The sequence below is a fragment of the Occultella glacieicola genome (assembly GCF_004353825.1).
Taxonomy (GTDB): Bacteria; Actinomycetota; Actinomycetes; order Actinomycetales; family Beutenbergiaceae; genus Occultella; species Occultella glacieicola.
Map to the genome: position 1 here is coordinate 1 of NZ_SMNA01000016.1, position 15,078 is coordinate 15,078.

Genomic DNA, 15,078 nt, shown 5'->3' on the forward strand with positions numbered 1-15,078 from the left:
GGCGGGGGTCGCGGCGCCCGTGCCGGCGGCGTCGGCCGCGAGGGCGCGCCCCAGGCCGAGGCTGAGCCCGCCGGCGCCGAGCACGAACCGTGGGCGGTGCGTGCCGGCGTCCGCGGCTCGCCCGGCCGACGACGAGCCCACGATGGCGGCCCCGACCAGGTCGAGGTGGGCGTCCGTGAACGCGTCGAGTACCACGGCGGCCGCTGCGGTGGTGGTGCCCGCCGCCTCGATGGCGCTAGCGAGCGCCGTGACCGGATCCGTCGCATGGGGCGCGTGCGCGTTCGCCACGGCGGGTGACCCGGCGCCGGGGGCGACCGGCCCGCCCGACCCGCCCTGCGCCGTCGGGCCGTAACTGCGCCAGTCCACCGCGGCGATCGGCAGGGCCGTCTGCGCGCCGAGGTGGCGCACCAGGTCCGACTCGGTGCTGGGGGTGACCGGGTGCGCGCTCATCGTGGGCTGGCGGTCGAGGCGGAACACCCGGTCGCCGTCGCGGGCGAAGTGGTGCCCGAAGAACGTGTACCGGCCGAAGTCGGGCTGGGCGAACAGCACCGGGACGGCGCGGTCGCCGAAGACCTCGCGACCCAGCTCGAGGACGCGGCCGAGGCTGCCAGTCACGGGGGAGGAGTCCGCCGTCGAACAGGCCTTGTACTGCACGATCGGGGCGCCGCGGCCGGCGAACCAGCGCAGTGCGGGGCCGACCTCGGCGGCGAGCGCCTCAGTGGGCAGGGACCGAGCGACGCCGGCGATCCCGATCACGTCGTGGCCGCCCTCGAGCCGCTCGGCGGCGGCCACGGACGTGGCGAGCACCCCGGTCAGCCCCGCCGCCCGCAGCTGCAGCAGCGCGTCCACCGATCCGGTGAAGTCGTCGCCGTAGAAGCCGAACCTCATCGGGGCGGCCCGAACGCGGCTAGGGCCGCGGAAAGCTCCGGCACCGACTCCGCGCGCCGCTCGAGGGTCTCGCCGGCGAGCGCGGCGGACCACGCCTCGCGCATCGCGCGCACCCCGGCCGCCGAGCCGCCCGGGTGGCCGTGGATGCCGCCTCCGGCGAGGACCAGCAGCCGGTCGGTGCCGACCCGGTCGTACGTGCGGGTGGCCAGGGCGGCGGTCTGTCCCGAGGAGAGCACCGGCACCGCCTCGTACCCGCCGAGCAGCGGGGTGCGGACGGCGGCGATCGAGGCGAGCACCTGCTCGTCGCTCTCGTAGAACTTGTTGCTCAGCCCGTTCGTGTGGACGTGGTCCGACCCGGCCAGGCGGGAGAGCTTCTGGAACACCATGAAGTCGATGCCCAGCTGCGGCGACCGCGAGTAGGCGCCGAACATGGTGCGGTGCCCGTGGATCGGGAGCTCGGAGTGGGCCCGGAGGTACTGCAGGCCGGCCAGACCGACGGTGTTCACGCAGACCATCACGCAGGTGCCACCGGCGGCCTTGACGAGGTCGTGGTTCGCGGCCAGCCGGTCGATGTCGTCGGTGATGTTGAACGCGTACATCGGCATCCGGCCGTTGCGGTCCGCGGCCCGGTGCAGGGCGTCCGTGACCACCCGCACCCGCTCCGCCAGCGGCAGGTGCGTGGCGTTGCCCTGGAGCTCGTCGTCCTTGATGAAGTCGATGCCCGCGTCCGCGAGCTCGGTGACCAGCTCGGCGAGCTGCTGGGCGCTCAGCCCGATGCTCGGCTTGACGATGGTGCCCAGCAGCGGGCCGCGGTCACGACCGGCCAGGCGCACGGTGCCCTCCCAGCCGAAGGCCGGTCCCGGGTACCGCTGGGCGAACGCGGCGGGCAGGTCCAGGTCCACCAGGCGCAGCGCGCCGGCCTCCCGGATCTCGAACAGGTTCCCGGCGACGGCGGCGAGCAGGTTCGGGATCGAGGGCCCGAAGTTGTCCAGGGGGAACTCGATGCTCACCCGCGCCCGCTTCGCCCGGCTCCAGTCCCCGGAGGCGCCCGGCAGCGGTGGGCGCCCGCTCGGCGGCAGTTCCTCGATCCCGACCACCCGGGCCGCGAACCGGCGCTTGAGGTCCTCGGTCTCGCGGGCCACGGCGACGAACGTGCCGCTGGACTGCTCGCTCGCCATCACGGCGGCGGTCCGATCCAGGGGCAGTGCGGTCTCGATCTCGTAGACCGCGGTGACGACGCTCATCCATGCTCCTTCGCGGCCGGCACGTGCCCCGGACTCGGCCTTCGCTCAAGCCTATGCAAGAATGACTGGACGTGCAAGCAGGTCAGCGCGGATCCCAGCCGCCGAGGAGATGTGCCGGGGTGCGGAACGGCGCCGCCTCGTCCGGATCGAGTGTGCGGGCCACGGCCGACCGGCCGTCGACGTCGAGCGGGAGTCCGTCGAGCGTGCGGCTGCCGTGCTCGGCCAGGCGCAGCCGCCTCGTGTCCCATCGCCCGGTCGCGTCCGTGAGGACCCAGCCCTGCGGGGCGATGTGGGCGTCCATGCTGGCGTCGACGAACACCACCTGGCTCGGCGCGAACCGGGACAGCTCGACCCGGCTCAGATAGCAGCTGCCGTCCGGAACCGCTGGCGCCCTGGTCAGCCGGACGTTGACGAACGCCGCTCCCGGGCCGTCGTCGACGTTGCGGATCTGGGTGTAGTAGCCGGGGCCGAGGGCCTTGAGCTCGGTGTCCTCCACGACGATGCCGCCGGTGCCCCAGACGAAGTCCACGTCACCCTCGATGTAACTGTCGACGACGTAGCCGGCGCCCTGCAGGCGCAGCGTGTCCTGATGGCTGAGCAGCGAGACCCGGCGCAGCGTGATCCGCCTCCCGTTGCCGCGGAACGCCTCGGCCTGGCCGCCGCCGGCGGGGGTGCTGTTGTGGATCGTGAGGTTCTCCACGGTCACGTCGTCGGCATCGACCCCGACGACGGCCCGCCAGCAGTTGAACCGGTCGGAGCCCGGCAGCACGCGTTTCGGGCAGCAGCTGATCTCGATCGGCAGCCCGCGCATCGCCGCGTCGCCGTTGAGGCGGTCGTTGTTCGGATAGGTGATCACGGTCCCGTTCCGGTCGCCGCCGCGCAGCGTGAGCCGCGGCTTGGTCGGCGGCACGTAGACGATCTCGCGGTAGGTCCCGGGTGCGATCCTGATCGTGACGTCGCGGTCGTTGCCCTCCGGCACGTGGTCGACGGCCCCCTGCACGGTGCAGAAGTCCTTGCCCCCGCTCGCGTCGACTTCCACCTGCGCCGTCCCGCGAGCGGGCGCCCGCTTGGTGTGCAGCCGCCAGCCGTCCTCGGCGCGGATGCCGCCGTGCCCCTGGACGAACCCGGCGTCCATCGTGACCACGAAGTCCGCGTCCTCCTCGAGGCCGCGGTGCAGGGTGAGGAGCACCTGCGTGCCCTCGGCGACGGCGGGAAGGTAGTGCCACAGGTGCAGCTCGCCGTGGTCGGTGCGGGCCGAGCCGATCGGACGGCGCGCGCCCTCCGGATCGGCGAGGTCGATCGTGTCCACCACCGTGCCGTCCGTGCGGTGCACCTGAAGCCGGCCCCGTCGCCCGAGCGTCACCGGCCGGTCGAAGCTCAGGCGCAGCGGGGTGTCCACGCAGACCCCGGCTCCGCTCGGAGACACCCGGACGCCACCGCAGGTCCGCTCGTCGTCACGAGCGGTGACCTCACGTGGGCTCAGCTCACGATGGCTCATCGTCGCGACGTTCGCGAGGTTCGGGCGACGACGAGCACGGGCACACTATACGCAGTTCGCGCTAGGCTGGCTGCGCAGATCGCGCAAATGGCTGAAGGGGACGGACATGATCGACTTCGACCCGCCGCTCTCGGGCGTCGTCGCCGCACGCTCGGCCGAGGTTCTGAGCCGGGTATCGGAGCCGGTGTTCGCCGACCGGGTCCTGGACGTCACCACGTTCGGGGCGGTCGGTGATGGCGTGAGCGACGCCGCGCCGGCGATCGCCGCGGCGGTGTCGGCCTGTTCGGCGGCCGGCGGTGGCCGCGTGCTCGTGCCGGCCGGGCGGTTCCGTACCGGGGCCGTGCATCTGCTCGACGACGTGGAACTGCACCTGGCGTCCGGGGCGGTGCTGGCGTTCAGCCAGGACCCCGACGACTTCCTGCCGCCGGTCCGGACCCGCTACGAGGGCGTGGACTGCTTCAACTACTCGCCGCTCATCTACGCGATCGGTCGCCGGAACATCGCCGTGACCGGGGACGGCGTGATCGACGGTGGTGCCGACTCCCAGCACTGGTGGAACTGGGTCAAGGCGCCGGCGCCCGAGGAGGGGCCGGCGAAGCAGCGGCTCCTGGCCGCGGCGGCCGCCCGGGTGGCGGTCTCCGACCGGGTCTTCGGCGCGGGGGACAACCTGCGTCCGAACCTGCTCCAGTTCGTCGACTGCCGCAACGTCCTCATCTCCGGGGTCACGTTCCGCCGTTCGCCGATGTGGACCATCCACCCCCTCCGGTGCACCAACGTCACGATCCGCGGCGTCCTGGTGGACAGCCGCGGGCCGAACAACGACGGGTGCAACCCGGAGTCCTCGCGGGACGTGCTGATCGAGGACTGCACGTTCGACACCGGCGACGACTGCATCGCGATCAAGGCGGGCAAGGGCCCGGACGGGTGGCACCCGGGTGAGGCGACGGCGGGCGTGGTGATCCGGGACTGCCGGATGCGGGCCGGGCACGGCGGGATCACGGTGGGCAGCGAGACCAGTGGCGGCGTCTCGGACGTGGTGGCCTATCGCTGCCGGATGTCCAGCCCGGAGCTGGGTCGGGCCCTGCGGATCAAGTCCAACCCCGAGCGCGGCGGCTACATCCGGGACATCCTGTTCGCCGACATCGAGGTCGGCGAGGTCCGCCAGGCCGTGCTCGAGGTCGCCCTGGACTACGGCCGGGTGACCGCGGGGCCGCACCCACCGGACGTCCGGGGCATCGAGGTGCTCCGGGTCAGCGCGGAGTCCGCCGGGTGCGCGGTGCGGCTGATCGGGCTGCCGGATGCTCCGATCCGCCGGCTACGCCTGCGGGACTGCTCGTTCGGACGGCTCGCCGGGCCGGACGTCGTGCGCCACGTGGTCGACTCCGACCTCGGCCCCGGCCGCGGTGAACCGGAGCAGTTGCCACAGCGGTAGCGCGATCACCCAGGACGGGTTCCAGGTGTTGCTGTGCCCACGGTCCTGCCAGTTCGTGACGAAGAACGCCTCGGCCTGCTCGCCGACCACGTCGAAGCCCCACTCGCCGGGGGTGGTGCACACCCCCTGCCCCATCGTGGCCATGATGGTGCGGGCCCACCGCTGCAGCCAGGCGTCGCCGGTCAGCCGGCCCAGGCGCCACAGATCGAAACTGGGGAAGAAGACGTCGAGGTGGTGGTTCTGCACGCTGACGCCGGGCCAGCCGATCGCGTTGAAGCCGGCCTCCCGCAGCGGTGCGCCACGATCGAACCGTGGGTTCCAGTGGTAGACCCAGGTCAGCAGCCACTCGGCCACCACTCGAGCACGCTCCAGGTACGTCCCGTCACCGGTCTGGTCGTAGAGCGTCATCAGGAGTTCGAAGTAGCTCATGCCGCCCTCCTTGTCCTCGCAGGCGGCGTCGAGGGTGGAGTGCGCGAACGGCCGGTCGAACGTCGCGGCGTGCAGCTCGTGGTAGCCGTCGGCCAGGGTGATCGCCCGGCCGAGCAGGTCCGGGCGCGCGCACACCTCGGCCGCCCTGGCCACCGCCCGGACCGCCGGGATCCCCGCCGACCAGGCCGGATCCGTGACCGGGTGGCCGTCGGCGGTCCAGCCGATCGGCACCAGCCCCGACGGCGCCGTCGCCGTCGTGATGAACTCGGCGGCCTCCTGCAGCGCCGTCGACCAGGCGGGCGGCACCGGTACCTGTCGGTCGCGCAGCAGGGTGATCAGGTCGGCCAGGTCGCAGATGGTCTCACCGTGCGCCCGGGCGGACACAAGCTCACGTCCCCGGCGACGCAGCCCCTGCCAGCGCCGGTCGTCGTGGACGTAGGAGTTGTAGCGCAGTCCCGGCACCGAGGTGCCCGACCCGCCCAGGTAGAACTCGCTGGCGGCACGTGCCCGCGCGACCCGGTCCGGCTCGCTGTTCTCGAGGCCGACCCAGGCGTCGCACCACGCCAGCCGCAGGCACTGCCCGGTCCAGCCGTAGAGGAAGTCGACGGCCGCGCGCCCGGGCCGCGCACGTGGCTCACCCCAGGCGGGGAACTTGAGGTACCCGGTCACCGGGCCGTCAGTGAAGGCACGGGCATCGAGCGCGGCGACCCGCAGGTCGAGGTGCCGGCGATCGTCGAGTGGTCCGGCGAACTCGCGCTCGCCGCCGTCGAACAGGTCCCGGCCGAGGCGCACCAGCTCGCGGAACCCCTGACCGGGGGCGGCCCGGCCGCGGGCGAGCAGGAACCGCTGGCGCACTGAGCCCCCCGGCGGCAGATCGCGATAGCCGTCGGCGGTCGCCGCGGTGCGGGCCTTGTGCACATACGTGACGTCCGGTTCGCCGTCGAACAGCGTGACACCGCTGAGCCCGAGCGCGCGGGTGCCGTCGACGGTGTCGCTGGCGACAGCGCCGAGTGAGCCGTACCGCACCCGCCCGCTCGCGTCCTCGTCCGGATCCGGCAGCGAGACCAGCGTCAGGGTCGCGCCCTGCGCGTCCTGCAGACAGACCGCCGGCACCGGCAGACGGTGCACCTCGGTGACGAACCCGCCCCGGCCCACGTGCGGAACCACCCGGTCGGGATCGGCCGACGGGTTGTCGTGATAGATCACCTGGGGCATCGTCACCCGGGCGGTCCCGGGTCCCGGTACCCGCAGCCCGACCACCACGTCGGCGATGAGGTCCCCGGTGTCGTTGCTCCAGGTCAGCTCGAGCGCGAGCCCCCGCTCGTCCAGCCGGGCGACGACCACGACCCGCACCGGTCCCACCAACCCCGACACCCGGACGATGTCATCGCCGGGGGACGGCTCGGCGCCGGTCAGCCCGGGGGTGCGCTCACGCCACGGCCGGCCCGTCGAGACGACCAGCATCTCGCTGAGCAGGTCCGGCCACGACGGGAGTTCGTGGGCCACGGCGTCCGGTGCTCCGATGACGAACCGGGCCAGGTCGAGCCCGGTCAGCACCGGCTCGCCCCGGCCGCCGGCGAGGCCATCACACCGCGTCCTCGGTGGTGTCCAGCGCCAGTCCGTCGTCCAGGTCCCCGGCGATCCAGTCGGGGTCCAGCCGGACGTGCTTGATCGTCTTGCGCAGGTAGGAGAAGGCGACGTTGAGGGTGCCGTCGGACGCCTGGATCATGGCCGGGTAGGAGTAGCCCACCGGGGCGTCCTTGTACTCGAGATCGGCCACCTGGAGGTTGCGCCGTCGCGGCCAGGTCCGCCCACCGTCCTCGGAGAGCGCGAGCGTGAGCGGTGTGCGGACCGCCTTCTTCCGCCAGCCGTCACCGGACGGCACGAACCGGAACTGGTCGCGCTCCATGGTCGCGTCGTTGAACACCGCGGCGAGTCGGCCGTCGGCCAGGGCGAGGTGCTGCAGCGCGGAGTTGTTGTTCGGGAGGGCCGTGCGGACCGGCGGCGTCCACGTGCGACCGAGGTCGGCGGACTCCGAGGCGTAGGCCCGGTCGGCGGCACGGGAGCGGAACAGGCCGAGGAGGCTGCCGTCGGCCCGGGGGGCGATGCTCATCTGGACCCGGTGCCGGCTCCCTGGCACCTCGACCACCTCCCAGGTGTGTCCCTCGTCGGTGCTGCGGGCGACCACGCTGTACTCGCCGTCGGCGTCGACCTGGTAGGCCGGCAGCAGCCAGGTTCCGTCGGCCAGGAAGAGCGGTGGGTTGCGCAGGAAGAAGCCGGGTCCGGCGAACAGCGTCCGCGGCTCGGACCAGCTCTGCCCGTCGTCGTCGGAGGTGCGCAGCAGGACGTGGGCGTCGGTGCGGTCGTGGGGCGTGTTGGAGGTGTGCAGCAGCCAGATCCGTCCACCCGGTGCGCGGAACAGGACCGGGTTCTGCTCGGACCGGTCCGGGTCCGCGGCGATCAGGCGCGGTCGGGACCACTCGGTGGCGCCGGCGGGCAGCCGGGCGAGCACCACGTTGGTCTCACGGTCGCCCTCCTGCGGGCCGTTGAACCAGGCGCAGAGCAGGTCGCCCCCGGTCGTCTCGGTCAGCGTCGCGGCGTGGCTGTCCACGGGGTGCACCACAGGCAGGAAAGCCTCGGTCAGCTGCGGGTCGGCGGCGGACGGCGTGAGTCGCCCGGTCAGTCGCGGGTCCATGTCGGCGTCCTTCGGGTGATCAGTGGGCGGGGACGGTTCGGCGGCGGTCCTCATGCCACACCGAGCTCCTCGATCCCACGCAGGCCCAGCTCCTCGCTGAAGTGGCACGCCACCCGCCGCCCGGGCGAGACCTCACGCAGCGCCGGCACGCTGGTCGCGCACAGCTCCTGCGCGTAGGCGCACCGCGTGCGGAACGGGCAGCCCGAAGGGACGTCGGAGGGGTCGGCCACCTCGCCCTGGAGCACGATCCGTTCGCGACGCTTGGCGGCGTTCGGGTCGGGGTTGGGAACCGCGGACAGCAGGGCCTCGGTGTAGGGGTGCTGGGGCCGGCGGTACAGGTCGGCGGTCGGACCGGTCTCCACCACGTGACCCACGTACATCACCACGACCTCGTCGGCCATGTACTCGACCATGCCGAGGTCGTGGGAGATGAACAGGTAGGTCAGGTCCTCGTCCGCCTGGAGATCCTTCATCAGGTTGAGGATCTGCGCGCGGACGGAGACGTCGAGGGCGCTCACCGCCTCGTCGGCGACCACCAGCCGCGGGTCCAGGGCCAGGGCACGGGCCAGCCCCACCCGCTGCCGCTCGCCACCGCTGAACGCGTTCGGGTACCGGCGCAGGTACTCGGGTCGCAGGCCCACCCGGGCCAGCAGCGCGGCCACCCGGTCCTCGACCTCCGACTCCTTGACGACCTTGTTCACCCGCAGCGGCTCGCCGACGATGTCCGCCAGCGTCATCCGCGGGTTCAGCGAGGAGAACGGGTCCTGGAAGACCATCCGGATGTCCTGGCGGTACGGCTTCAGCTGGCGTTCGGTGAGCGGTGCCAGGTCGACGACCTCGCCGTCCGTCCTCCGGTACAGGATCTCGCCGGAGGTGGGCTCCTGGGCGCGGAGGATGCAGCGGCCCAGGGTGCTCTTGCCGCATCCGGACTCACCGACCAGCCCCACGGTCTGACCCTGCCTGATCTGCAGGTCGACGTGGTCCACCGCCTTGACCTGACCGACCGTGCGACCCCACAGCCCCTTCGTGATCGGGAAGTACTTGCTCAGTTGCCGGGTCTCGAGAAGCACGTCGGAGGTGTCCGTCCGGACGACCTCACTGTCGACGACGTCGGTGTCCTGGCTCATTTGTCCTCCTCGTACAGCACGCAGCGAACCTCGTGGCCCTGGTCGTCGCGGATCAACGGTGGTGGCGCGGTGTCGCACCGGCCCGGCTGGAACGAGTCGCAACGGTCGTGGAACGGGCAGCCGCTGGGACGGGCGAACGGGTGGGGCACCATGCCGCGCACGGGCGCGAGCCGGATGTCCCTGCCCTGCCCCAGCTTCGGGATCGAGCGCAGCAGTGCCCGGGTGTACGGGTGCCGGGGACTGCGGAAGATCTCGGCGAGATCGCCGCGCTCGACCACGTTGCCCAGGTACATCACGGCCACCGAGTCGGCGAGCTGGGCGGCCACCCCGAGGTCATGGGTGATCAGCATGATCGCCATGCCGCGCTCGTCACGAAGGGAGGCCAGCAGTTCCAGGATCTGCGCCTGGGTGGTCACGTCGAGGGCGGTCGTCGGTTCGTCGGCGATGAGGAGTTCAGGGTCGCAGGACAGGGCCATCGCGATCATCACGCGCTGGCGCATGCCCCCGCTGAGTTCGAACGGGTAGGCGTCCACCCGCTTCTCGGGTGCGGCGATCCCCACCCGGCGCAGCAGGTCGATCGCTCTCTCCCGGGCGACGTCCTTGGGCATCGGCGCGTGGAGCTGGATCGCCTCGGTGATCTGGTCGCCCACCCGGTGCACGGCGGACAGGGACGTCATCGGCTCCTGGAACACCATGGCGATGCGCTTGCCGCGGACCGCCCGGATGATCGCCGGGTCGGCACCGATCAGGCCGACCATGCCCTCCGGAGCGACGGTCGTCTCGGCGGGCGTCTCGCGGCGCCGCCGCCGGCGGCGGGACCGCCCTCGCGCACGTTCGACCTCGGTCGAGGCCGGGCGGGGCACCCACACCTGACCGCCGACGATGCGGCCGGGGCGATCCACCAACTGCAGGATCGAGCGGGCCATCACGCTCTTGCCGCAGCCGGACTCGCCGACCACGGCCAGGGTCTCGCCGCGACGGATCGTCAGGTCGACGCCGTCGACGGCCGTGACGACGCCGTCCTCGAGCTGGAACTCGGTGCGCAGACCGGTCAGCTGGAGCACCGGCGGTGCGTCGGGATCCAGCCGGCGGCTGGTGGTCTGGTCACTTGTAGGGGTCTGCAGCATCACGCAATCCATCTCCGACGAAGTTCATGGCCAGCACAGTGATGAAGATCGCCAGGCCCGGAAGCAGGAGCCACGGCGCCGTCTCGATCGTTCGGATGTTCTGGGCGTCCTGGAGGAGCACACCCCAGCTGACCGCAGGTGCTTGGAGGCCGAGCCCGAGGAAGCTCAGGGAGGTCTCGGCGAGGATCATCCCGGGGACGGCCATGGTGAGTGACGCGATCACGTGGCTGGAGAACGACGGCACCATGTGGCGGAAGATGATCCGGGGTCTGCTGCACCCATCGAGGGTCGCGGCGGTGATGAAGTCCTCGGTCCGTAGCGAGAGGAACTTCCCTCTGACCTGTCTGGCCATGCCGGTCCAGCCGATCACCGACAAGATGGCGGTGATCGCGAAGTATCGTGCGAGTGGACCCCAGGACGCGGGTATCGCCGCCGAGAGGGCGAGCCACAGCGGCAGCGTGGGGATCGCCATCAGGAACTCGATGATCCGCTGGATCAGGGTGTCCGGCTTCCCGCCGTAGTAGCCCGAGATGCCGCCGAGGGCGATGCCGAGCACCAGGCTGATCGCGACTCCGACCAGCCCGATCGACAGCGACACCCGCGACCCGTAGAGGATCCGGCTCAGCGAGTCCCGCCCGGCCCGGTCCGCACCCCAGAGGTAGAACGGTCGGTCGGGGTCCTCGGGGCCGATGAGGTGGACGTCCATCGGGAAGAGGCCCCACATCTCGTAGGGCTCGCCGCTGACGAAGAACCCGACCGGGATGTAGCTGTCGGTGTCGATCTCGAACTCGTTGGCGAACGTCTCCGGGTTCTGCGTCACGGTGAAGTCGTGGACGTAGAGGCCGAGGCCCTCGCTGGGGTGGTAGATGTGCAGCGCCTGTGGTGGCGCGTAGGCGTAGTCGGGGTCCTGGGCCGTGGCGGTCGAGGGTGCCAGGACCTCCGCGAAGGCCATGATCAGGTAGATGGCCAGGACCACCCAGAGCGCGACGAAGGCGACCTTGTGCCGACGGAAGCGTCGCCAGACCAGTCGCCACTGCGACGCGGTGCCGCCCTGAGCCAGCGCGGCCCGGGCGAGTTCGGGTGTCGGGCCGGACTCGTCGTCGCCCCCGGGAGACGGGAGGGGAATCTCCATCCCCTCCTGGCTCATGGTGGCGCCCTCGAGCTCCAGCTCCGACGCGTCCCAGACGTCCGTGGACGTGCCCGAGGCGCCGGTGTCCCGACGTTCTGTCCTCTCCGTCATGTTCAGCTCTCCTGGTAGCGGCGTCGGATTCGGGGGTCCCACCAGGCGAGCGCGAGGTCGCTCAGGAGGGTTCCCACCACGGTCAGGGCACTGAGGATCAGGATGAAGCTGCCGACCAGGTACATGTCCTGGCTGAGTACGCCGCCGAACAGCAGCGGTCCTGTGGTGGGGAGGCTGAGGACGATCGAGATGATCGTCTCGCCGCTGATGAGTCCGGGAAGGAGCCAGCCGACCGTGCTGAAGAAGGGGCTCAGCGACATCCGGACCGGGTACTTGACCAGGAGCTTCCACTCGGAGAGGCCCTTGGCGCGGGCCGTGATGACGTACGGCTTGTAGAGCTCGTCGAGGAGGTTCGCGCGGGTGACCCGGATCAGGCCCGCGGTGCCGGAGATGCCGATGATCAGGATCGGAAGCCAGAGGTGGGAGGCGAGGTCGAGGACCTTGCCGAGATTCCACGCGGCATCGACATACTCCGGCGAGAACAGACCACCGGCGCTCTGGTCGAAGTATCTGACGCCGAGCCAGAGGAAGACGAGTGCCAGGAGGAACTCCGGGATCGCCATGCCGACGAAGCCGAAGAACGTCGCGATGTAGTCGCCGGGGGAGTACTGCTTGACGGCGGAGTAGATGCCCACCGGGAAGGCGACGGCCCAGACGAACAACAGGGTGCTGACCGAAAGGAAGAACGACAGCGCCACGCGATCCCAGATCAACGTCGAGACCGGCCGGTTGTACGCGAACGACTGGCCGAAGTCGCCGTGGAAGACGATGTTGCTGATCCAGTTCCAGTACTGCACGAGGAACGGGTCGTCGAGGCCGTAGCGAACCCGCAGAGCGGCCATCTGCTCGGGGGTGATGACCTGGCCGCGGGACTCCGCCTGCGCCACCAGCGTGGACACGTAGTCGCCGGGCGGCAGTTGAATGATCCAGAAGGTCACGAACGAGATCGCGACCAGCGTGATCACCATCAGGCCGATGCGCCTGAGTGTGTACTTACCCATACCGAGCTCCCCTTCAGTCCGTCTGGTCGCCGTCGGAGCGGGCTCGTCCGGCCGTGACGGTGGGTCCGGCCCCGCTGGGGGCGGGTCGTGGCGGTCGAGGCGATCCCGTCGTCGGGAGGGTCGGTGGTCGCGTGTCGTTGCGGCCGGACGGACAGCGCTTCATCGGGCTCCTTGCATATCTACCCACACGCTCGTGAACATGCGGCTTCGGTGATGCTAACCGGTCATCGGGGCGATGCGCAACGCCTGGAGGCGACAAAATCGTCAAACGGCATGTTGATGGCATCCGCCAGGAGACTCGTGTTCCGCGCGAAATGCTCGTCGCCACGGCCGCGTCGATGACCAGCATGGCATACCGCTGGCATGACGGTTGCGGGAACCTTGGCGGGGTCCCGCAGGCGCCCCTTCCAGCGGGTCAGCCGGTCCGGGTCCGGCGCCGGCGATCGTCAGGCGTCGACGGGCATCCAGATCCGCATGGCCTGCCGGTCCCGGTTCGCCCACTGGAAGTAGGGGACCGCCACGGCGCGGACCGGCCGGGTGGACCAGGAGCGCGCACCGGAGTAGTAGGGCAGACCCTCGGTGGGTGCGTCGACGAGCTGCCGTGCGGGGACGCTCAGCGTGGTGGTGCGGCCGACGCCGGGCAGGTCGGTATGGCTGTCGGCCGTGATCGCCTGGAGGTCGGGAACGAGCTGGAGCCGTTCGACGTCGACGTCGCTGTCCTGGTCGACCTGCTCGAAGCAGTACACCAGCGGACCCCGCTCCAGGGCGAGGCAGCCGCGCAGCGCATCGATGCGCGGGTGGGGGCTGGTGAGGCGGGGGGGCATGTCGAACCCGAGCCGGATCTCGTCGCCCGGTCGCCAGACGCGACGGATCCGGAGGTAGCCGGAGTGGTTCGTCGTCTCCACCGGTGCACCGTTCAGGCGGATCTCAGGATCGGCGGTCCAGGACGGGACGCGCAGGGACAGGGTCCACTCGGCGTCCGGCGTCGCTTCCACCCGCACGCTCGTGCCGCCGTCCCAGGGCAACGTGGTGGCCACCGCCAGGTCCACGTCGCCGGCGCGCAGGCCGGCGCCCAGGACGGCGTCGGCGTACTGGTGCACGGTGATGCCGTCGGGGTCGGAGGAGCCGAGGTAGTGCTGCAGCGATGCCATCAGCCTGGTCACGTTCGGCGGGCAGCAGGCCGACCAGAACCATCCGTCCCGCCAGCGTGGGTCGCCGATCGCCATGGCGTGGTCGGAGCGACGTTGCAGCGGATTCCCCTTGAAGAACTCGAGTCCGTCGAGCGAGACGGAGGCGGCGAACACGTTGTAGAGCGTGCGCTCGATCAGGTCGGCGTACCGTGCCTCGCCGGTGGCCAGCAGCAGCCGCCAGCTCCAGTGCACGCTGGCGACGGCCGCGCAGGTCTCGTTGTAGGACTGGTCCGGCGGCAGTTCGTACCCCTCCCCGAAGGCCTCCTTCAGCTGCCGTGACCCGTGGCCGCCGGTGAGCGCGGTGCGCGTGGCCACCATGTCCTCCCACCGGGCGACCGAGGCGTCCAGGAGCGAGCGGTCACCGGTCTCCAGGTAGACGTCGACGATCCCGGCCTCGAGATACATCGCACGGACGGCGTGGCCGGTCAGCACCGGCGCCTCCCGCACCCCGAACGCGTCCTGCTGGTAGAGCGGGCCGACGGCGTGCCGGCCGACCATGCCCTGCCCGCGGTCGTCGAGCAGTCGCTGCGCCAGCTCCAGGTACTCCGGTACCCCGAGGCAGCGGTACAGCTCCACGAGTGCCGTCTCCACGCCCGGGTGACCGTCCAGTTTCGGGAGCCGCTCGGTGAGGAAGACCTGGACGAGGTGGTCCGCCAGCCGGCGGGCGACCGGGACGAGGCGGTCGTCGCCGGTGCGGGCCAGCGCGGCCACCGCCTGGAACAGGTGTCCGGCGGTGTAGAGCTCGTGGCTGTTGTTGAGGTCCTGGTACCGCGCCTGCGGCCCGCGGACCTGGTAGGTGGAGTTCAGATAGCCGTCCTCGGCCTGGGCGGACGCGATCAGCCCCGATGCCGTGGTGACGAACTCCTCGAGCTCGGCGTCGTCGCCGCCGTCGACGAGTTCGTACGCGACCGTCTCGAGCATCTTGTAGACGTCCGAGTCCATGTAGACCGGCCCCTGGTGGTCGGCGTCGAGCGCCTCACCGGCGGCCAGCCGCAGGTTGGTGAAGTTGCCGGCCTCGTCGAGCTTGCCGATGCCGAGCGGGATGCTGGCCGAGCGGTTGACCTGCTGCCAGTGCCGCCACAGCCCGCCGGTGAGGGCGGCGCTGCGGACCGGCCGCTGCACGGCCACCGCCTGCGGCGTCGGGACGATCGGTCCGCGGGCGGACGTCGTGGTGTTGATGGTCGTCATCATGGCTCCTCGGGGTGGG

General features: G+C 71.3%; 11 protein-coding genes. 1 reads left to right on the forward strand and 10 read right to left on the reverse strand.

The window, feature by feature from the left end:
• The 3 genes from EXU48_RS22550 to EXU48_RS22560 form a co-directional block, all read right to left on the reverse strand.
• Positions 1-888: four-carbon acid sugar kinase family protein (locus EXU48_RS22550; protein ID WP_133109957.1), on the reverse strand; the 888-nt coding region annotated here is incomplete at its 3' end.
• Complete coding sequence (locus tag EXU48_RS22555) at positions 885-2,132, reverse strand: RuBisCO large subunit C-terminal-like domain-containing protein (protein ID WP_133109958.1); 1,248 nt, start codon at positions 2,130-2,132, stop codon at positions 885-887. The genes EXU48_RS22550 and EXU48_RS22555, both read right to left, overlap by 4 nt.
• Before the next feature lie 82 nt (positions 2,133-2,214).
• Positions 2,215-3,630 carry a pectinesterase family protein gene (locus EXU48_RS22560; RefSeq protein WP_133109959.1) on the reverse strand — a complete coding sequence of 472 codons (1,416 nt, stop codon included), beginning with the start codon at positions 3,628-3,630 and terminating at the stop codon, positions 2,215-2,217.
• Between the two features lie 106 nt (positions 3,631-3,736).
• Between EXU48_RS22560 and EXU48_RS22565 the strand changes: the two genes are divergently transcribed.
• Positions 3,737-5,062: a glycoside hydrolase family 28 protein gene (locus EXU48_RS22565; RefSeq protein WP_133109960.1), complete on the forward strand. Its 1,326-nt coding sequence runs from the start codon at positions 3,737-3,739 to the stop codon at positions 5,060-5,062.
• On the opposite strand, the gene EXU48_RS22570 is transcribed toward EXU48_RS22565, so the two are convergent.
• The 7 genes from EXU48_RS22570 to EXU48_RS22600 all read right to left on the reverse strand — a co-directional run bounded on the left by EXU48_RS22570 (position 4,946) and on the right by EXU48_RS22600 (position 15,059).
• Positions 4,946-7,048, reverse strand: a complete 2,103-nt coding sequence (locus EXU48_RS22570) for an AGE family epimerase/isomerase (protein ID WP_133109961.1) — start codon at positions 7,046-7,048, stop codon at positions 4,946-4,948. The two genes, EXU48_RS22565 and EXU48_RS22570, sit on opposite strands and share 117 nt — an antisense overlap.
• Before the next feature lie 28 nt (positions 7,049-7,076).
• On the reverse strand, positions 7,077-8,240 hold the full coding sequence (locus EXU48_RS22575; protein WP_207947871.1) for a sialidase family protein: 1,164 nt from the start codon (positions 8,238-8,240) through the stop codon (positions 7,077-7,079).
• Positions 8,237-9,313 (reverse strand): ABC transporter ATP-binding protein, encoded by a 1,077-nt coding sequence (locus EXU48_RS22580; protein ID WP_133109962.1) that lies wholly within the window; start codon positions 9,311-9,313, stop codon positions 8,237-8,239. The genes EXU48_RS22575 and EXU48_RS22580 overlap by 4 nt, the downstream gene beginning before the upstream one ends.
• A complete protein-coding gene (locus EXU48_RS22585; protein WP_133109963.1) occupies positions 9,310-10,440 on the reverse strand; it encodes an ABC transporter ATP-binding protein in 1,131 nt (376 codons plus the stop codon). The genes EXU48_RS22580 and EXU48_RS22585 overlap by 4 nt, the downstream gene beginning before the upstream one ends.
• Positions 10,418-11,680, reverse strand: a complete 1,263-nt coding sequence (locus EXU48_RS22590) for an ABC transporter permease (RefSeq protein WP_207947872.1) — start codon at positions 11,678-11,680, stop codon at positions 10,418-10,420. The genes EXU48_RS22585 and EXU48_RS22590 overlap by 23 nt, the downstream gene beginning before the upstream one ends.
• A 2-nt stretch (positions 11,681-11,682) precedes the next feature.
• Positions 11,683-12,681 (reverse strand): ABC transporter permease, encoded by a 999-nt coding sequence (locus EXU48_RS22595; protein WP_133109964.1) that lies wholly within the window; start codon positions 12,679-12,681, stop codon positions 11,683-11,685.
• Between the two features lie 446 nt (positions 12,682-13,127).
• Entirely contained in the window at positions 13,128-15,059 is a 1,932-nt protein-coding gene (locus EXU48_RS22600) for a glycoside hydrolase family 127 protein (RefSeq protein WP_133109965.1), read from the reverse strand.
• Positions 15,060-15,078 lie beyond the last annotated feature (19 nt).